This window comes from Terrimonas alba (genome assembly GCF_042434975.1).
In the GTDB taxonomy this organism is placed as follows: Bacteria; Bacteroidota; Bacteroidia; order Chitinophagales; family Chitinophagaceae; genus Terrimonas_B; species Terrimonas_B alba.
In genome coordinates, this window is record NZ_JBHMQM010000009.1 from 37,591 (window position 1) to 58,124 (window position 20,534).

Sequence of the window (20,534 nt, forward strand, 5' to 3'; positions counted from 1 at the left end):
CAAAATTTTCGACAGCTTCATTTTTTTTGTTGCAAAACTGTTAAGTTATTCATTCTTTTCGCTTACTGCCGTAATTTACAGGCATGATTTCATTGAAGAAAAAAATGGCGAACACTCTTCGCAATTGCACAATTATACTGATCTGTATTGCCAGCAATCTCTATTTAGCAAAAGCACAATCTATTGAGGCTAACCTGGAATTGTATGCAAATAAATATAGTCCTGAACGTATTTATATTCATTACGATAAATCCGCCTATTCAGTAGGAGAAACCATCTGGTTCAAAGTATACATGATCAATGAAGTGGTGCCTGCGGATGAAAGCAAAACATTGTATATAGATTGGATTGATGATAAAGGCAACCTGGTATTGCATGCTGTAAACCCGATGGTAGAAGGTATTACAGCCGGGCAATTTGAAATTCCCGCCGACTACAAAGGGAAATCAATACACGTAAGAGCCTATACAAAATGGATGCTCAATTTTGATTCCGCATTTCTTTACAATAAAGAGATCCCCGTTCTTACCAGGGAAAGCACCCAGGCCGATGTAAAAAATAAGATCATCCCAACTATCCGTTTTTTTCCTGAGGGAGGAGATATAATTGCCGGTATTCCAAATAAAATTGCTTTTAAAGCAAATGATCAATGGGGTCGGCCGCTAAAAATAAAAGGCACTGTAATAAACAGCCAGGGAAAAACGCAAGATAATATTAGTACGATACATGATGGGATGGGCTATTTTTTTCTTACCCCTGAAAGTGGTCTCACTTATACCGCAAAATGGAAAGATGAAAAAGGTGTTGAACATAATACAGAATTGCCAAAAATAAAAAGCGATGGCGCTACATTGCAGGTAGAAATTTCAGGAATTAATCGCATATTCTCAGTAGCCTGTTCGCCCGGTATGATAAGTACTATGGACAGCGTATACCTTGTAGGTACTATTTATCAGCATCCCGCTTTTAAAGTGGCCAGGGCCACGGGATCCGGCCCCATAAAAGGAACCATACCAACATCCGGCTTACCAAGTGGAATCCTCACTATCACATTATTTGATAAAAACTGGAAGCCACTGGCGGAAAGAATTACTTATATCAATAACAAGGAATATTCTTTTCAGCCAGAAATGGAAGTACAGCGCTGGGGTTTAAATAAAAGAGCAAGAAATGAAATAAAAATATCGGTTCCGGATAGCCTTATAGCCAATCTTTCTGTTTCAGTTACTGATGCGGGCATTGGTACGGACAGCAGCAGTAATATTATTTCGCACTTAATGCTCAGTAGTGAATTAAAAGGCCAGGTATATAATCCGGCTTATTATTTTTCAAACAATTCAGATTCTGCCAGCCAGCATCTCGACCTGGTAATGCTTACACATGGCTGGCGTCGTTTCAAATGGGATGATATAGTAAGTGGTAAAATAAATCCACCTCTGTATGCAAAAGATACCAGTTATATTACTTTATCCGGTAAAGTGCTTGGCGTATTGCCGGGGCAGATCAACCGGGATGCTGCTGTCGTACTAATGGTAAAGCAAAAAGACAAAGCAGGACAGATGATTTTAGTACCCGTGGAATCTAACGGAACATTTAACGACCCAGCTACTATCATTTTTGATACGGCTCAGGTTTATTACAGTTTTCAAAAGGCAAAAGAGTTAAAGGACGCCAGTATACAGTTTATGACGGAAAGATTGCCGGCACCTTTCTTAAACCCGTCTAATTTTTATAAGCCCTATGGCCTCGCACCGGATACCACCGGCAATTATCGTCAGTTCATGCTAGCCAATGAAGCTAACAGTTTAGCTGAAATGATGAAGATAAAAACATTGGAAAATGTAACGGTAAAAAGTAAAGGAAAATCACCAACACAATTGTTGGATGAAAAATATTCTTCGGGGATGTTTAGCGGCGGTGATAGTTACCAGTTTGACCTGGTTAATGATCCCTTTGCCTCCAGTGCTTTAAACATATTTACTTATCTGCAGGGAAAAGTAGCCGGATTACAAATAAACACAAGCGGAGCTAACCCATCTATGCAATGGCGGGGCGGTTCACCACAATTATATCTTGACGAAACAGCTGTTGATCCAAGTTTTGTGACTTCATTAAACGTTAGCGATGTAGCTTATATAAAAGTATTTCGCCCCCCTTTCATGGGTGGATTTAATGGCGCCAATGGAGCTATCGCCATTTATACACGCCGAGGTGGTGATGTAAAACCTGAACCCGGAAAAGGCCTGAACAGTAATAAAGTATTTGGCTATACGCTTATTAAAGAATTCTATTCGCCCAACTATGCGGCATTTACACAAAAAAATGAACAAAGAGATCTGCGCACCACTTTATACTGGAATCCGTCGGTAATCACAGTGCCACAAAAAAACCAGGTAGTATTGTCCTTTTACAATAATGATGTTACAGGTGCTTTCAGGGTGATCATTGAGGGAATGACAAGGGACGGCAAATTGGCTCACATTGAACAGATGATGGAGTAAAATTGCACCGGAATTTCTTATTGTCATAGCTTAGTTCATTACCGCTTTAAAATGCTTAAAAGCACACTCTTCCACTTGACGGCTAAACGCTATCTTTGCCCCGCTTAAGCAAAAAAATACATGAATCAAACTTTTAATCCAGATAAGCAGCATACACTAGCTAATGAAATTACCATCTCGGGCACAGGGCTGCACACCGGCATTTTAGCAGATCTTACACTGAAACCAGCCAGCCCCGGTTTTGGTTTCCAGTTCAAAAGAATTGATCTTCCGCAACAACCCGTCATCAAAGCAGATTGTGACCTGGTGACCGACACCAGTCGCGGTACGACATTGGAGGCGAATGGTGGTAAAGTAAGCACAGTAGAGCATGTACTGGCAGCTCTTGTTGGGATGGGCGTTGATAATTGTCTTATTGAGATCAACGGTCCTGAAATGCCAATTATGGATGGAAGTTCACAACCTTTTGTCGAGCTGATTGAAACAGCAGGTATAACCGAGCAGGACGCAGCCAAACTCTGGTATAGTATCGATGAAAATATTTATCACTATGATGAGGCGAAAAGAGTAGAAATGGTAGTAATGCCTTCTACAGAATACCAGGTTACAACATTGATTGATTTCAATTCACCTGTACTCGGCACCCAGCATGCAGAATTAAAAAACATGCAAAATTTCAAGGAAAAAATTGCTCCCTGTCGCACTTTTTGCTTTTTGCATGAATTGGAAATGTTGTTGGATAATAATCTTATCAAAGGTGGTGATGTAAACAACGCCATCGTTATCGTAGACAAACCTGTTGACGATGTTGAAATGGAAAGGCTGAAAAAAATCTTTAAAAAAGATAAGATTGAAGTGAAAAGCGAAGGCTACCTGAATAACCTTGAGCTTCGTTTTCCGAACGAACCGGCAAGGCATAAACTGCTGGATATTGTTGGCGACCTTGCATTGATCGGCTATCCCATCAAAGGAAGGGTGATTGCTAATCGTCCCGGTCATAGTTCAAATGTTGAGTTTGCCAAAAAGATCAAGCAGTATATCAAGAAGAATAAGCATATCAAGGGAATGCCTACCTATAACCCAACCCTGCCTCCTATTTATGATCTGACTTATATTGAAAAGAAACTGCCGCACCGCTTCCCTTTTTTATTAGTTGACAAGATTATCGAATTGTCCGATACTCAGATTGTCGGCATAAAGAATGTCACTTTCAACGAATGGTTTTTCCAGGGACATTTTCCGGGAAACCCTGTTATGCCGGGAGTTCTTCAAATTGAAGCACTGGCTCAATGCGGTGGCATCTTAGCTATTAATCTGAGTGGAGAGGGCCAATATGATACCTATTTCCTAAAAATCGATAATTGCAAATTCAAACAGATGGTTAAACCGGGGGATACGATGTTGTTGAAAATGGAGCTATCGGCACCCATTCGCCGGGGTATTTGCGAAATGAAAGGAACGGTATATGTCGGCAACAAGGTGTGTACCGAAGCCGACCTTGTAGCGCAAATTGTAAAGCGATAAAGTCTTTTTTAAAGATATTTTGATGGCCAAATCGCATGCGATTTGGCCATTTGTTTTTATCCGCTCAAAACATCAAAAATTGTTAAAAAATCAGTGTTTATTTAGCGTTTGAAAGCCGCATGAGTGCTCGCTTTTTTGTACATTTGTCAGTATTTCATTTTTAATACTAAACGACAGGATTTTTCCTTTTTATGAGTGCAGAAATTACAGAAAAAATACCCGTAGCATCCGGTGGCTATGGTGCTGATAGTATCCAGGTTTTAGAAGGTTTAGAAGCGGTTCGTAAAAGACCGGCCATGTACATCGGCGATGTGGGGGTAAAAGGTTTGCATCACCTCGTTTACGAGGTAGTTGACAACTCAATTGATGAAGCACTTGCCGGATATTGTAAGAATATTCTCGTCATTATTCACGAGGACAATTCCATTTCTGTTGAAGACGACGGACGTGGTATTCCGACTGGCATCAACACCAAAGAAAAAAAATCTGCGCTGGAGATCGTTATGACGGTGCTGCATGCGGGTGGTAAGTTTGATAAGGACACTTATAAAGTGTCCGGCGGTTTGCACGGTGTGGGGGTTAGCTGCGTGAATGCTTTGAGTACAAAACTGCATGTAAAAGTAAACCGTGAGGGAAAGACTTTTGAGCAGGAATATCATATCGGTATTCCGCAATACCCTGTTCGTGAAATTGGCAAAAGTGAAACAACCGGTACCAAAGTCCATTTTTGGCCTGATGGAACCATTTTCAACAGCCTAATTTATAACAAAGAGATCTTAGAAGGTCGTCTTCGTGAGTTAGCTTTCCTGAATCGTGGTATTCGTATCAAACTCACAGACCTCAGGGAAAAAGAAGAAGATGGAGTATCTCCCTATTCAAAAGAATTTTACAGCGAAGGTGGTATTGTGGAGTTTGTTGAAATGTTGGATGCCAATGCGGGCCGTGACCAATTGATCCCGAAAGTGCTTTTTGTGGAAGGATTGGATGAAACAACAAATGTCGCCGTTGAGGTGGCTTTGTGTTACAATAGCAGCTATAGCGAGCATATTTATTCTTACGTTAACAACATCAATACGATTGAAGGCGGTACCCATGTCTCCGGTTTCCGCCGTGCATTAACCAGGGTATTTAAAAGCTACGGCGATAAAAACAGCCTGTTTGAAAAAGCAAAAGTGGAAATCGAAGGAGATGATTTCAGAGAAGGACTCAGTGCAATCATTTCAGTAAAAGTTCCGGAGCCTCAGTTTGAAGGGCAGACAAAAACCAAGTTGGGCAACAACGAGGTAATGGGTGTTGTTGACAGTACGGTTTCAAAGTCTTTGGAAATTTACCTGGAAGAAAATCCGAAGGATGCCAAGAATATTATTAATAAGGTAATTCTTGCCGCCCAGGCAAGAGCCGCTGCAAGAAAGGCGAGAGAACTGGTACAGCGTAAATCCGTTTTAACGGGTGGCGGTTTACCGGGTAAATTAGCTGATTGCTCAGACAGGGATCCGGATCGATGCGAGTTATACCTGGTGGAGGGAGATTCAGCTGGTGGTACAGCCAAACAGGGAAGGGATAGAAGCTTCCAGGCTATTTTACCGTTGAGAGGTAAAATTCTCAACGTAGAAAAGGCGATGGAACATAAGATCTATGAAAATGAGGAGATCCGTAATATGTACACCGCTTTGGGCGTGACAGTCGGTACTCCCGAGGATCCAAAAGAGCTCAATATCGTCAAGCTTCGCTATCATAAGCTTATCATCATGACCGATGCCGATGTAGATGGATCGCATATTGCTACCCTGATCCTCACATTCATTTTCCGTTATATGAAGGCTCTTGTGGAACAAGGCTATGTTTATATTGCACAACCGCCTTTATACCTGGTTAAAAAAGGAAAGGAACAGGCTTACGCTTACAACGAAAATCAGCGTAAAACCCTGGTGGAAAGATTGGGTGGCGGGAAAGAAGATTCAGTAACGATACAACGTTACAAAGGCTTGGGAGAAATGAACGCTGAACAGCTGTGGGAAACAACCATGAACCCTGAAACCAGAACGTTAAAACAAGTAACGATTGAAAGTGCCGCCGAAGCCGATCGTATCTTCAGTATGTTGATGGGCGATGAAGTGGGTCCAAGAAGAGATTTTATCGAAACACATGCTAAGTATGCAAAGCTGGATGTTTAAGCATATTCATTAAAAAAGATAACCATATAAAAAATCCCCGCAGGTGCGGGAATTTTTTATATGGTTATCCATACAGTTCCTGGTGAATTGATTTTCTATCATAGCCCATCGCCAGTATACGTTGCTTGGCTTCATCGATCATGTTTTTCCAACCGCAAAGAAAAAAACTTGCGGCCTGTTTTCCGCCGCAAAGTTCCTCATAAATACTATGTACATATCCTTTTTTACCCTCCCACTCTTCGCGGGAAAGAGTTGGTATGTAGTGGAAGTTCTCGAGTTTAAGATTTCTTAACTCATCATAATACAAAATATCTTTCTGTGTCCGGCTGCCGAAAAGGATATAAATGTCTTTATGCGGAATATTGTGTCGCCAGATATGATGAATCATGCTTCTGAAAGGAGCTATTCCTGTTCCGGTACAAATAAGAAAAAGATCTTTTTGTAAATTTTCTTCATGCAATACGAATACCCCTTGTGGTCCCCGTAATGTCAGCTCACTGCCAACTTCCACATTTTTGAATAACCAGGGTGTACCTAGACCATCTTCCACCAGCACAATCACCAGTTCAAAGACATTAGTTCCATCGGGCCAGCTAGCGATGGAATAACTCCGCCATCTTTTATTAGGTTTTTCATGTATAGGAAGATCCAGCGTAACGAACTGGCCGGGTACAAAATCAAAAGAACTAAGTTCGGGAACTTCGATCCAGTATCGTCTTGTGTTGTCAGTTTCATTTTCAATACGAATAACCTTTCCAGTCCTCCAGGGTTGTATGGCCATAGCAATTAATTTAGTGGAAGTTACAAAAGAGAAATTTAATTCACCAAATGTGTTGCAATAGTTCTGCGGCCCATTCTTCATAGGTTTTCCACAAAAAATGGCATTGGCATAGTAGTTGGTTTTCAGGTTCTGCAATCTTCTTATAACTGTTTATGTGAAAGAACTATACAATTTCTTAACATTAAAAATAGATCTATTATGAAGAAGAAAATGCTAACCTGTGGTATCATCGCGGCCTCTGTTGCTGGCTTATTTGCGTTTACAACTACACAGTCATCGATTACAGGAAAAGTTACTCCGGCAGATGGCGCGGAGTCTGTATGGGCTGTAAGCGGCACCGATACTGCAAAGGGAACTATTAGCGGGGGAGCTTTTACGTTAGAGGTAAAACCCGGTACTTATAAATTGACTGTAGATGCTAAAGATCCTTACAAAGATGTAACACTTGAGAACCTGGAAGTAAAACAAGATCAACCACTGGATGTAGGTGAAGTTGTTCTTCAAAAATAACTCTCATACGAACGGGACGGTTTATAAGGAAAAAGACCCTGCTGATGCAGGGTTTTTTTAATGCCAGGATAAAGTACTTTATACTTTATATTTAATCCTGTGATGGTACGATTCACCAATAAGGTCCTCCCAATAGGTTATTTAATCCCTGATATTTTCAATTTTAATTGGCATGTGTCACTTGCAAATAATAACCGGGTTTTAATGGCACTTGCGGATCAACTCTAAAGAAATTGATTAATAAAACTGATAGTCCGTATTTTTGCAGCGCGGAACTATGACCCAGGAATTGTTGCAATTGTATCAAAACACCCCCCGCCTTTTTCAAATTGCGGACAGGATTTCTTTTTCCCAACCCCAAAAAATATACACAAAAGGACTGCTTGGAAGTTCACCGGTTTTTGTAACCGCCGCTACATTTTTACATCCATCCTGCGAGCAGCTTAACCACCTGATTATTCTAAACGATGCGGAAGAAGCCGCTTATTTTCACAATACCCTGGAGAACCTGACAGGCGCATTGGATATCTTTTATTTCCCCTCTTCGTTTAAAAACAGGAAGAATTATCGCTTGCTCAATTCTTCGCATGTCATGTTGCGCACAGAAGCCCTGACAAAAATTGCGGCAGGCGGCAATAAAAAGGTAATCGTTACCTATCCTGAGGCCTTGTTTGAAAAAGTGGTGATTGCAAAGACACTTTCTTCTAATATCATTCATATCAAATCCGGCGACACGTTAAATGTAGATGAGCTGCTGCTGAAACTTTCAGATTACGGTTTTGAAAGAACAGATTTTGTTTACGAACCGGGGCAGTTTGCCATTCGTGGTGGTATCCTTGATATTTATTCATTTGGCAATGAAAAACCTTATCGTATCGAGTTATTCGGCAACGATGTAGATACGATCCGCATTGTTGATCCGGAAACACAATTGAGTGAACGAAAGTTATTACAGGTAAATATCATACCGAATGTAGACACGCAGTTTGAAAATGAAGAAAGGATTTCGCTATTGGAGTTTTTGCCAGAAAATACGGTAGCATGGATACAGGATTATGAATTATGCAAGGAAAGGCTGCTGGACAGTGAAGATGAAGTGCGGGCTTTTCTAAAGCTCGAACAGGAGTTAAACGAAGGCCGTGAGTATAAAACAAAAGAAGATGATGAGGAAAGACTGGTAAAGAAGGACCTGAGTATTGATGACTTTATTACTGCAAAAGATTTTGTTGATAAAATCATTCAGCGACATGTTATCGGCTTTGGCCATTCCAATACTTTTCCCGACTATTACCCAACATTTACCATAGAATTTACCACCAAATCGCAACCGGCATTTAACCGCCAGTTTGAATTGCTGATAAAAGATTTGAAAGCCTGGGAAAAAAAGGGATTTTCCATTTACCTGTTTGCAGATAACCCACGACAACTGGAACGCCTGCAAACTATTTTTGATGATCTCAAAGCGGAGATTGTTTTCAATCCTGTTACTACTTCCATTCACGAAGGATTTATTGATGAAGATCTTAAAGTTGTCTGCTATACCGATCACCAGGTATTTCAACGATATCACAAATACAGGGTCAAACAGGCTTATAATAAAAATAAGGCTTTAACACTTCGCACTCTTCGTGAGTTGCAGCCCGGTGATTTTGTCACACATATCGATCATGGTGTAGGCGTATTCAGTGGTTTGCAGAAAATGGAGGTAAATGGCAAATTGCAGGAAGCGGTCCGGATTATTTATAAAGACAGTGACATTCTGTATGTAAATATCAATTCACTCCACAAGATTGCCAAATATACAGGCAAAGAAGGCAGTGTGCCGAAGGTGAATAAATTGGGCAGCGATGTTTGGAGCAAGTTAAAAGACAAGACAAAAACAAAGGTTAAGGAAATTGCTTTTGACCTGATAAAGCTATATGCCCAGCGAAAAGCGCAGCAGGGCTTTTCTCATTCACCTGATAATTATTTACAAACCGAACTGGAAGCTTCTTTCATTTATGAAGACACGCCTGATCAAAGCAAAGCAACGGCAGATGTAAAAAAAGACATGGAATCATCATCGCCGATGGACCGCTTAGTTTGCGGCGATGTAGGTTTTGGGAAAACAGAAGTGGCGATCAGGGCTGCCTTCAAAACCTGCGTGGATGGTAAACAAGCCGCTGTATTAGTTCCAACAACTATCCTTGCATTCCAGCATTATAAAACTTTCTCTGAACGTTTAAAAGATTTTCCTGTTACCGTCGATTATATCAATCGGTTTAAATCAGCCAGGGAGAAAAAAGAAACACTGAAGAAACTGGAAGAAGGAAAAGTGGATATCCTGATTGGCACTCACGGCATTTTGGGAAAAGATGTGAAGTTTAAAGAGCTGGGATTATTGGTGATTGATGAAGAACAAAAGTTTGGTGTAGGCCATAAAGAAAAAATCAAAACATTACGAACAACGGTCGATTGTCTTACACTGACCGCCACGCCAATTCCCCGCACCCTACAGTTTTCCTTAATGGGTGCAAGAGATCTGAGTATTATCAATACCCCACCTCCCAATCGCCAGGCCATTCAGACAGATGTGCAGGTATTTAATGAAGATTTTATCCGTGATGCTGTTTATTTTGAAACCGAAAGAGGGGGACAGGTTTTTGTCATTTATAACCGGATCAACGGCCTTGCTGAGATGGCCGCCATTATCCAGGGACTATGCCCGGACCTTAGCATAGGGTATGCACATGGTCAAATGGAAGGTCACGAACTGGAAGAGCGGATTTTAGACTTTATCGATAAAAAATACGATGTGCTGGTTTGCACCAATATTGTGGAAAGCGGCGTTGACATTCCCAACGTCAATACGATCATCGTAAATAATGCTCACCAGTTTGGCCTTAGCGACCTCCACCAATTGCGGGGCCGGGTCGGCCGAAGCAACAAGAAAGCTTTTTGCTACCTGCTGGCACCGCCCATGAGTACTTTGCCTTCAGATTCGAGAAAAAGGCTGCAAACATTGGAGCAACACAGTGAATTGGGCAGTGGCTTCCAGATTGCCATGAGAGACCTGGATATCCGGGGTGCGGGCAATATGCTGGGCGGCGAGCAAAGTGGTTTTATGGCTGAAATTGGCTTTGAAATGTACCAGAAGATTTTGGATGAAGCTATACGGGAGTTAAAAAGAACAGAATTCAAGGATCTTTTCAAGGAGGAGATCACCAAACAGGACGACTATGTACAGGACTGCACAATTGATACTGATCTTGAGATCTTGATTCCTGACGAATACGTAGAAAATATAGCTGAAAGACTTTCCCTATATCAACGATTGGACAGCTGTGAAACTGAACAGGACCTTTTACAAATGCGGGAGGAACTGCATGATCGCTTCGGCCCTATTCCTCAGCAAGTTGAAGACCTGTTTATTACGGTGAGATGCCGGAAAATGGCTGTCGAGCTTGGTTTTGAAAAAATGTCTCTCAAGTCGAACACATTGCGATGCTATTTTATCAATCGCCCGGATTCAAACTATTTTGAGTCTGCGCTTTTCAACAATATCATAAACTATCTCCAAACCGGGACCAACAAAGGACGACTCAAACAAAATGGTAAACTTTTCATGTTAATTGCTGAGCCTATTAAAACAATGGAAGAAATGCTTCGTTTCTTATCGGGTCTTCACCGTTATTGTTTTGCCGAAGCTGAAGTAACGGTATAGGCGAATTTTGGTGTGAAGCCTTTCTCAACTAAGATTTTACCATTAATTGTTCTATTTTTATTAGACATTTATTTCTGTTTATGAGGTTGAATCCGGCTCTGCTGTTTTTCTGCTTGCTAATAGGTTCCTTCACATCATTTTCCCAGGATGGTGAAAAATTCCGGCTGCTATTAAAAAGTGGCTCATTTACTCCCGCAAAAAATTTTGATGATAGTACAATCAGCCAGGTTAGCCAACGGGCATCTAGGTCAGGTGGAAAATCCCTTGTCATTATCCAGTTTGAAAGCATACCCACTGCTGAAGATAGAAGACAATTGCTGGAAGAAGGGATTGAACTCGTAGATTATATCCCCAATAATGCTTACACGGCAACCGTTTCTGGTTCTTTTAGATCCAATGCGCTCAAAAGAGCAAAAACAAGGGCAATTATTGAACCGTCAGCAGCACAGAAAATGGAACCTGCCTTATCCCGGGGGGAAATTCCCTCCTGGGCTATAAAAGCTCCTGGCACAGTGGATCTTTGGGCCAATTTTCCTAAGTCTTTTTCGTATGAAGAAATCAGGAGTGCATTAAAAGAAAAAGGCTTTGAAATAATTTCGGCAGATTTTAAGACTTACAATGTTGTAGCGTTAAGAATTGCAACCAATCGGGTTTCGGAACTGGCGGCATTACCTTTCTTTGACTATGTTCAGTTTGCTCCACCAGAGCCGGAGTTGTTAAATGAACGGAGTACTACTGTTGCAAAAGCAAACGTTTTGCAATCAAGCTTACCCGGCGGTCGCAATCTCCGTGGAGAGGGTGTGGTTGTGGGTGTGGGTGATTATATAAACCCATTGACACATATTGATTTTGCAGGCAGGTACATTAATAAATCACCTGCTACCGGTTCAGGCCCTAATGATGCACATGGAGTTCATGTTACCGGAACAGTTGGTGGAGGAGGAATTGTAAGGGAGCAGTATACTGGCTTTGCGCCAAAATCTACTATCATTCTACAAAACACTCTGAATATTGTTGGCTATGCTCCTACTTATGTTCAAGACTATGGAATGGTTATTACTAACAACTCCTATGCAGCAACTTCCGGGGACTGCGCGGCGCTAGGTGTGTATGATCTTTATTCCAGAATTCTGGATCAACAAACTTTTCAAATGCCTAACCTGCAACATGTATTTGCTGCAGGTAATAGCGGAAGTAAAACCTGTAGTCCATACCTTGCAGGGTTCGCCAATGTATTTGGCGGACCCCAGTCATCTAAAAATACTCTTACAGTTGGGAGCACCGCCGAATATGCTAATTCCAGCAAAGGTCCGGTTAAAGATGGTAGAATCAAACCGGAAATTGTCGCAAGGGGATCAGTGACTTCAAGCGTACCAACAAATAGCTACGGCGGTAGTATCGGAACAAGCATGTCATCACCCGCTGTGTCCGGTGGGCTTGCATTGCTTTATCAGCGATATCGTCAATTGCATTCAAACGCGTATCCTAAAAGCGGATTAATGAAAGCCCTGCTTTGTAATGGAGCCAGAGATTTGGGAACTGCCGGTATTGACTATCGTTATGGGTTTGGTGTGATGAACCTGTTACGGTCAGTAACCATGCTGGAAAAAAACGATTATATCAATACTTCAGTAAACAGTGGTGCCACCAATACGCATTTAATCACTATTCCAGCAGGTTCTTCGCTGGCTCAGCTTAAAGTGATGTTGTACTGGAACGACTCAGCGGCAGCATCAATGGCTGCAACGGCACTTGTAAATGACCTCGATCTGGAAGTTGCCGACCCTACAGCCACTATTCATCTGCCCCAGGTATTAAACTCGTCTCCCGGCAATGTGAGTGACCTGGCCACCACCGGAGCTGATCATGTAAATAATATCGAACAGGTTATTATCGATAATCCAGCCAGTGGTAATTATACTTTTTCAGTAAAGGGAACAACAGTCCCATCCGGCACGCAACATGAATATTTTTTGGTGTTCGATACCATCCCTGTTTCTGCCACCTTAACTTTCCCGGCAGGAGGAGAACGCCTGCAAACGGGAAGTACAATCGTTGTTCAATGGGATGCGTTTGGCAATACAGCCAATACTTTTACTTTACAATACTCACTTGATAACGGTACAAACTGGGTCAATATAAACAATGCGATAGCAGCCAATCTAAGAGAATTAAGTTGGGCAATCCCCAACACTCCTACGAACCAAGCCAGGGTAAAGCTGACTCACAATGGCACCGGGATAGAAAGCATCAGTGAACCTTTCACCATTATGGCCTTACCCGTCATAACACTTGCATCCATCGCTAACCAATGCGAAGGATATATTGCGATGAACTGGAGGACCATAAGCGGAGCAACAGACTATGAAGTAATGATGTTAAGAAACGATGAAATGGTTGCTATGGCCACCACCATCGACACATTTTATACTTTTAGCGGACTTTCAAAAGATTCTGTTTACTGGGTTACTGTAAGGCCAAGGATAAACGGTAGTCCGGGTAGGCGGGCCTGGGCAGTTTCACGTCAACCGAATACGGGAGACTGCAGTGGTACTGTATCTGACTATGACCTAAAAGTCGAAAGCATTATTTCTCCCTCATCGGGCAGAAAATATACTTCTTCAGAACTTTCAAATAATACCACTATCACAATCCGCATCAAAAACCTGGATGATGCGACTACAACTGGCGATATTCCTGTGAGCTATTCTATAGGAAACAATCCGCCCGTGATTGAAACGATTGTCGCTCCCAATATACCTGCTGACGGGACATTTAGCTATAGTTTTGCAACACCGGTTGATTTCTCGGCCATTGGCTCATACAATTTAAAAGTTAGCGTGTCATACCCAGGTGACCCGGTTGTAAAAAATGATACTTTATCAAAAACGATTAAACAACTGGATAACCCACAAATCGACCTGGCAACTCCTTTCCTGGACGATATTGAAACTGCGCCTGCTCAGTCATATACAAGCACACAGGTTGGCCTGCAAGGGCTAGACAGGTATGATTTCACCGCTTCAACTACTTATGGAAGGTTGAGAACTTTCGTCAATACAGGCATTGCTTACTCAGGCTCAAAAGCTCTTACACTTGATGCTGACCGGTATAATGCAGGAGGTACTACCGACACTCTTACTGCCACATTCAACCTGCAGGGTTATGATGCACAGGCAGACAATATCCGCCTTGATTTTATGTTTAAACATCATAGTCAGGATTACAACGCCGCCAATAAATTATGGATAAGAGGTGACGATCAGAAGCCATGGATACCAGCTTATGATCTTTTTGTAAACCAGGGAGCACCGGGTATTTTTAAAAAAGTTTCTGGCATTGACATAAGCGGTTTACTAAATGACTCTTCGCAAAATTTTTCTTCAAGTTTCCAGGCTCGATGGATACAAGGCGGACAATCAATAGTGGCGGATAACGAGACTGCGGACGGCTATACTTTTGATGACATCACGTTGTATAAAGTGATAAATGATATTGAATTGGTAAGCATAGACACACCAATAGTCGCCAGTTGTGGTTTAAACAATACTGTTCCGGTGAAAATAAAGATCAGGAATAGCTCTCCTGCTTTAATTCCGGCTATACCTGTTTCGTTTAAAGTCGACAATGGCACGACAGTTACTGAATCCATTTCATCGATCAATGGGCATACCACTATTACCTATATGTTTACCGCTACTGCCAATCTTTCGACGGCCGGATTTCATACCCTAAAGGTATGGTGCGCATTAGCCAGCGATTCCTATCATGCCAATGACACCGCAACGATAATTATTTATAACTCCCCGGAAATTACCAGTTTTCCCTACCTGGAAAACTTTGAGATAAGCGACGGATTCTGGCATGCTGAAGGCACGAATTCATCCTGGCAATATGGAATTCCTTCGTCAACCATGATAAGTAAAGCGGCTAGTGGTACAAAAGCCTGGAAAACCAATCTTACCGGAAACTATAATGACCAGGAAAAATCTTATCTCTATTCTCCCTGCTTTGATCTGACAGGAATGACAAATCCAACTTTAAGTTTTAGTGCAGCATTAGATCTGGAGTATTGTGGTGCTGATTTGTGTGACGCTGCTTATATAGAATATTCTAATGATGGAAAGACCTGGTCAAGACTTGGAGCTACTACGCAGGGTACGAACTGGTATAATAAAGATTATAGCGGGAGTCATGTTTGGAGCATTCAGAACTACACCCGCTGGCATGTGGCAACCATTCCGCTACCAGTAGGGTCAGGCTCACTACAGCTTCGTTTTGGGATGGACTCTGATCCCTATGTAACCCGGGAAGGTATAGCGATTGATGACATCCATATTTATGATAACCCAAATGGCATTTACGAAGGCCCGCCTTATACGAGCACTGTAAGTACGCAATCTAATGTTAATGGCAGTAATTGGGTTCATTTCCTTTCTGGCGGAAAGCTACTAGCTTCTGTTAATCCCAATGGCATTAATCTCGGCAATACGGATGTACAAACTTATATCCATACAGGTGCTGTGCGAACCAATACTAATCAATATTACAACAACAGAAACATCACTATTAAACCACAAACAGTGAGCCTGCCCGGTCCCGATTCGGCATTGGTTCGGTTTTATTTTTTAGATACCGAAGTAGAAGCTCAGATTGCCGCTACTGGTTGTGCCATGTGTAGCAAACCATCCAGCGCCTATGACCTGGGTGTGACAAAATATAGTGATGCCGATGATGCTTTTGAAAACGGAACACTGGGAGATAATACGGGTACCAATTATCTATTTATTGCTCCCGCGAAGGTTACCAAAGTTCCTTTTGATAAAGGCTATTACGCTGAGTTTAAAGTGAAAAACTTTTCTGAATTCTGGCTCAATAACGGGGGGCCTTTTAACGATCAACCTTTGCCGGTTGAACTGGTCAGTTTTACTGCAAAGAAGAATGCCTCGAACAATGTAATAGCAGAATGGGTAACGGCCTGGGAAGAAAATACCGCCCGTTTTGAAATTGAACTAGCCAAAGGCAATGATGAATACCGGCAAAACCATTTTGTCAAAATCGGAGAAGTTATAAGCGCCGGTAACAGTACAAGCCAGCGACAATATCAATTTACAGACGAAGAATATAATAAACAGGGTGTACGCTACTATCGTCTAAAGATGATAGATATTGATGGCAAATTCAGTTACTCAATAATCAGGGCAGTTGTATTTGATGATGAAATAAAATGGCAGGTATATCCAAACCCATCCGGGGGTGTGTTCAATTTCGTATACCAGGTAAATGAAGGTGAGATGGTCAATATCAAATTACATGATATCAACGGCAAACTGGTGCAGCAGCGAACTATGACGGCCAACGCTTTTGTGCAAAAAATAACTATCGACCTGTCCGGGCCAAACTATGCTTCAGGCTTGTACTTGCTTGAAGCAACGGCTGGCGATAAGAAATATACGTTCAGGTTATTGAAGCAATAAATTACCCTCTATGCAATACAAAAAGGCCAGGTCTTCCAAAGACCTGGCCTTTTTGTATACGTTGAATTTATTTTAATCTTCCCATCCTTTTTTGGCTATACCGGCTTGTATGGCTGCCAACGCCTTCTCCGCACCCAGCAAAGTGGTAAGTTTATTACCCTTGCCATCATTACCCTGGGCCATATAGGCGCCTTTCGCCGTTTTGGTAATTACTGCGTCTTGAATGGGAACGCCTTTTTCCTTCGTTTTTACATTATAGGCCGTAAGTGTTACTTCAGACATGATATTGTTTTTTGATTAGTAATGATTGAAATTACGGATTTTGGGGCGTTTAGAAGGAAGGGATGTCGCTAAAAAAGGCTCAAAAGGTCAATTCTTAAAGTATAGTTATCTGAAAATCAACATTAAACGCCTTCTGCATTTGTTTTTCACATTCATAAATTGAATCATTTAAATGTGATTTTGTCCCGTTAAACAAGGCGAGGCGACTTAGGTCGCCTCGCATCCAAAAAATTTAAACGGCTGCGGTTTAGTCTATAGCCTGTAATACTATTTCTTTTAATTTATCTATCGGCACCCGCTCCTGTTCCATACTATCCCGATGGCGAATAGTGACCGTGTTATCTTCCTTCGTTTGATGATCCACCGTCACACAAAATGGCGTACCCAATGCATCCATCCGGCGGTAACGTTTACCAATAGAGTCCTTTTCTTCGTAAAAACAACGGAAAGAAGCCCGGCACTCATCAATAATTTTTTCAGCTATTTCCGGTAAGCCATCTTTTTTGGTCAGTGGTAACACTGCCATTTTTATTGGAGCCAACTTCGCAGGAAATTTCAACACGACCCGGCTATCAGGTTTTTCAGGAGTACCCAAGTCCTGTTCCTCGTACGCATTACTCATGATCAGGAGGAACATCCGGTCGAGTCCGATAGAAGTTTCGATCACATAGGGAATATAATTGCCATAGGGCTTTCCCGTTGCTGGATCGATATCGTTGTCAAAATAATTTTGTTTCTTCTTACTGTATTCCTGGTGCTGGCTAAGGTCAAAATCTCCTCTTGAGTGAATACCCTCTACTTCTTTAAAACCGATCGGAAACTCAAACTCGATATCACAGGCTTCTTTTGCATAATGCGCCAACTTCACGTGGTCGTGATAGCGATATTGATCAGGCGAAATGCCCAGGCTCAAATGCCATTTTAACCTGGCTTCTTTCCAATATTTATACCACTCACCTTCGGTACCGGGCCGAACAAAAAATTGCATTTCCATTTGTTCAAACTCACGCATGCGGAAAACAAACTGGCGGGCCACTATCTCGTTACGAAAGGCTTTACCAATTTGCGCAATACCAAACGGCACTTTCATGCGTCCTGTTTTCTGCACGTTCAGAAAGTTGACAAATATCCCCTGCGCCGTTTCAGGGCGGAGGTAAACTAAATTTTCTTCACCTTCTTCAGCCGATACAGCGCCGAACTCCGTTGAAAACATCAGGTTGAACTGGCGAATGTCCGTCCAGTTAGCGGTGCCGCTAACGACGCATTTGATATTGTGATCGGTGATCAGCTTCTTCAATCCTTCAAAGTCATCTTTTCCCAGCAAACGCTCCATTTGCTCCAGCAGGGCCTTAGCTTCATCGTGACGGCCATCATTCTCCATCAGCTCCGCATGAGCTTCGATCAGATGATCTACCCGGTAACGCTTTTTGCTATCCTTATTGTCGATCATCGGGTCATTGAAATTGTCCACATGACCAGAAGCCTTCCAGGTAGTGGGATGCATGAAGATGGCAGCATCAATACCCACGATATTATCGTGAAGCTGCGTCATGCTTTTCCACCAATAGTCTTTGATATTTTTTTTCAACTCACTACCCCACTGACCGTAATCATAAACGGCCTGCAAGCCATCATATATTTCACTGCTGGGAAAAATAAAACCGTACTCTTTACAATGCGATATAATCGCCTGGAACCTGCCAGCCGGCAGGCTGGTTTGCTTCGAATCGTTTGCCATAGGGCGCAAAAGTAAGAACTATGATTTAATGATAGGGAGGACAGGGCGGAATTATAAGCCTGGCAAAAACTAACAATTATTTGTCCAGCTTACTGGTGGCCTTTTGTATGATCCATTGTGTATGCTCGTTACTTGAGCGTTTCCATCTCCCGATAAGTGGTAAAACTGCCTTGGGGTTCACTTTAATATAATCTGAAAGGTGATTGGCAACTGATTTTTTTACAAACCTCACCGGATCCTCCTTTAATATTTCCAAAATGTCAAAAACAGGATGTGGTTGTTCAATAAATATCTCTAGTTTAGAAGCCCATGGCAATTTGGGTCTCAAGCCCTCAGAAGCTAATCTTCTAAGGTGAAAGTTTTTTGATCCAGCCCATTCTTTCATTTGCCTGACAGTCTTCTCCGGATGTTTTCTTACATACGGACGAATGGCATATTCCCCGGTATTGCGTTTGGTAATTTCCGCGATAGCGGCTATTGATACGGCATAGTGATCAAGACCATATTTCTCTACGAATTTGCCAACGGGCATCAACCAATAAAAGTTGGTAAACATTCCTGTCTCATGCTTGTTTTCCGGCCCTAATATTTTTGTAAGTATATTGATGGCATCCGGGTAGGCGGCCGGTAAATGGACCTGTAAATTATCAGCGATCCATTCAACTCTTTGAACCAATGATTTGTCCGCTAACCCTTTTTCAACTGCCCTGATAAATTTTCTCTTATCAAATTCCTTAAGGACAGTCAGGATTTTATCTGATAATAATTCCGCCAGGTTTTTTCCAAAATAGTGCGTTATTCCATTAGCTGTTTCCATAGCTATATTATACCAACAAAACTAAGTCTTGAATACTTTTGTTTGATCATTCTATTTTAGTCTGTGTACTATTAGCAGCCGAAGTTTGCTGGATATCTTTTTTAGTTTGTATTTCCACTTGCTCCACCCACACCGCATATTTGCTGGGGTAAATATGTGAACCGGTGCAAATGGCGTAGCCTCTTGTAAACGCAGCACCGAAGTACAGTATGATCGCAGAATAGTAGACCCAAAGTAAAATAACAATAATGGAACCGGCAGCTCCATAAGCGGATGACATGCGGCTATGTCCCAGATAATAACTAATTAAAAACTTGCCTGCCATGAATAGCAAGGCCGTCGCGAATGCACCGGCCCGCACATGCTTCCATTCGATGCGGGCATCGGGTAATACTTTAAAAATAAGACCAAACAGGAAAGAGGTCATGAGATAAGTAATAACCAGGTTTAAACTGTACACCAATATTACCTGCGTTTCAGGAAACACACGGGTCAATCTGCCAATCAACGCATCCATAATGCCATTTAAAATAAGGGAAACCAACAATAAAAATCCAAGTGAGATGATAAGTGAGAAAGAAAGTAGCCTGTCAATGATCAGCTTCAACCAGGCCCTGCCCTTCTTCGGTTTGGCTTTCACCCGCCAGATAAGATTGATCGAGTCCTGGATTTCTCCAAAGACACTCGTAGCTCCGATGATGAGGGTCAACAGCCCTATTATTGTGGCAAAACTTCCCTCCGTTGATAGGGAGGCATTCCGAATGGTATTCTGTATTTGAACAGCCGCATCTGGGCCCACTAACTTAGTGATCTGGCCATAAATGGTTCCTTCTACCGCCTCATGACCCCAAAAAATATCGCTTACCCATACCACAATAATAATAAGGCCCGGTAAGGAAAATACAGTATAGTAGGCAAGTGCAGCACTTAATTTCAAGACCCGATGCTCAAAAAAATCACTAAAGGCCTGCTTAATGCTACCCCAAATTATTTTCGGTCGCATACCCAATAATCCGAAAAAAATAAT

The 20,534-nt window shown here is 41.9% G+C and carries 11 protein-coding genes; 6 read left to right on the forward strand and 5 right to left on the reverse strand.

Translation table 11 applies throughout. From position 1 onward, the window contains the following. The first annotated feature begins 104 nt into the window (after positions 1–104). The 3 genes from ACFEL9_RS23085 to gyrB all read left to right on the forward strand — a co-directional run bounded on the left by ACFEL9_RS23085 (position 105) and on the right by gyrB (position 6,199). The gene (locus ACFEL9_RS23085; protein ID WP_385894995.1) at positions 105–2,501 is read left to right on the forward strand and encodes a hypothetical protein; all 2,397 of its coding nucleotides are present in this window, start codon (positions 105–107) and stop codon (positions 2,499–2,501) included. A 120-nt stretch (positions 2,502–2,621) separates the two neighbouring features. Then, entirely contained in the window at positions 2,622–4,025 is a 1,404-nt protein-coding gene (locus ACFEL9_RS23090) for a bifunctional UDP-3-O-[3-hydroxymyristoyl] N-acetylglucosamine deacetylase/3-hydroxyacyl-ACP dehydratase (protein ID WP_385894996.1), read from the forward strand. A 191-nt stretch (positions 4,026–4,216) separates the two neighbouring features. Beyond that, on the forward strand, positions 4,217–6,199 hold the full coding sequence (gene gyrB, locus ACFEL9_RS23095; RefSeq protein ID WP_385894998.1) for a DNA topoisomerase (ATP-hydrolyzing) subunit B: 1,983 nt from the start codon (positions 4,217–4,219) through the stop codon (positions 6,197–6,199). A 64-nt stretch (positions 6,200–6,263) separates the two neighbouring features. Here gyrB and ACFEL9_RS23100 read toward each other — a convergent pair whose 3' ends face one another. Next, the gene (locus ACFEL9_RS23100; protein WP_385895000.1) at positions 6,264–7,115 is read right to left on the reverse strand and encodes a ferredoxin--NADP reductase; all 852 of its coding nucleotides are present in this window, start codon (positions 7,113–7,115) and stop codon (positions 6,264–6,266) included. A 63-nt stretch (positions 7,116–7,178) separates the two neighbouring features. Between ACFEL9_RS23100 and ACFEL9_RS23105 the strand changes: the two genes are divergently transcribed. The 3 genes from ACFEL9_RS23105 to ACFEL9_RS23115 all read left to right on the forward strand — a co-directional run bounded on the left by ACFEL9_RS23105 (position 7,179) and on the right by ACFEL9_RS23115 (position 16,670). Continuing rightward, positions 7,179–7,490: a carboxypeptidase-like regulatory domain-containing protein gene (locus ACFEL9_RS23105; protein WP_276500006.1), complete on the forward strand. Its 312-nt coding sequence runs from the start codon at positions 7,179–7,181 to the stop codon at positions 7,488–7,490. A 277-nt stretch (positions 7,491–7,767) separates the two neighbouring features. Next, complete coding sequence (mfd, locus tag ACFEL9_RS23110) at positions 7,768–11,193, forward strand: transcription-repair coupling factor (RefSeq protein WP_385895485.1); 3,426 nt, start codon at positions 7,768–7,770, stop codon at positions 11,191–11,193. An 80-nt stretch (positions 11,194–11,273) separates the two neighbouring features. Further along, positions 11,274–16,670 carry a S8 family serine peptidase gene (locus ACFEL9_RS23115; protein WP_385895002.1) on the forward strand — a complete coding sequence of 1,799 codons (5,397 nt, stop codon included), beginning with the start codon at positions 11,274–11,276 and terminating at the stop codon, positions 16,668–16,670. 72 nt (positions 16,671–16,742) lie between these two features. Here ACFEL9_RS23115 and ACFEL9_RS23120 read toward each other — a convergent pair whose 3' ends face one another. From ACFEL9_RS23120 to ACFEL9_RS23135, 4 genes are all read right to left on the reverse strand, one after another. Continuing rightward, entirely contained in the window at positions 16,743–16,952 is a 210-nt protein-coding gene (locus tag ACFEL9_RS23120) for a hypothetical protein (RefSeq protein ID WP_276500003.1), read from the reverse strand. Between the two features lie 247 nt (positions 16,953–17,199). Further along, positions 17,200–18,690: a glycine--tRNA ligase gene (locus ACFEL9_RS23125; RefSeq protein WP_385895004.1), complete on the reverse strand. Its 1,491-nt coding sequence runs from the start codon at positions 18,688–18,690 to the stop codon at positions 17,200–17,202. Positions 18,691–18,766: 76 nt separating this feature from the next. Beyond that, on the reverse strand, positions 18,767–19,507 hold the full coding sequence (locus tag ACFEL9_RS23130) for a DNA alkylation repair protein (RefSeq protein ID WP_385895005.1): 741 nt from the start codon (positions 19,505–19,507) through the stop codon (positions 18,767–18,769). A gap of 46 nt (positions 19,508–19,553) precedes the next feature. Beyond that, positions 19,554–20,510: a YihY/virulence factor BrkB family protein gene (locus ACFEL9_RS23135; RefSeq protein WP_385895006.1), complete on the reverse strand. Its 957-nt coding sequence runs from the start codon at positions 20,508–20,510 to the stop codon at positions 19,554–19,556. Positions 20,511–20,534 lie beyond the last annotated feature (24 nt).

Excerpts from the sequence above, each read along its gene's own strand:
- ACFEL9_RS23085 (WP_385894995.1), top strand. The coding sequence starts at position 105 with ATGGCGAACACTCTTCGCAATTGCACAATTATACTGATCTGTATTGCC.
- ACFEL9_RS23090 (WP_385894996.1), top strand. The coding sequence starts at position 2,622 with ATGAATCAAACTTTTAATCCAGATAAGCAGCATACACTAGCTAATGAA.
- gyrB (WP_385894998.1), top strand. The coding sequence starts at position 4,217 with ATGAGTGCAGAAATTACAGAAAAAATACCCGTAGCATCCGGTGGCTAT.
- ACFEL9_RS23105 (WP_276500006.1), top strand. The coding sequence starts at position 7,179 with ATGAAGAAGAAAATGCTAACCTGTGGTATCATCGCGGCCTCTGTTGCT.
- mfd (WP_385895485.1), top strand. The coding sequence starts at position 7,768 with ATGACCCAGGAATTGTTGCAATTGTATCAAAACACCCCCCGCCTTTTT.
- ACFEL9_RS23115 (WP_385895002.1), top strand. The coding sequence starts at position 11,274 with ATGAGGTTGAATCCGGCTCTGCTGTTTTTCTGCTTGCTAATAGGTTCC.
- ACFEL9_RS23120 (WP_276500003.1), bottom strand. The coding sequence starts at position 16,952 with ATGTCTGAAGTAACACTTACGGCCTATAATGTAAAAACGAAGGAAAAA.
- ACFEL9_RS23125 (WP_385895004.1), bottom strand. The coding sequence starts at position 18,690 with ATGGCAAACGATTCGAAGCAAACCAGCCTGCCGGCTGGCAGGTTCCAG.
- ACFEL9_RS23130 (WP_385895005.1), bottom strand. The coding sequence starts at position 19,507 with ATGGAAACAGCTAATGGAATAACGCACTATTTTGGAAAAAACCTGGCG.
- ACFEL9_RS23135 (WP_385895006.1), bottom strand. The coding sequence starts at position 20,510 with ATGCGACCGAAAATAATTTGGGGTAGCATTAAGCAGGCCTTTAGTGAT.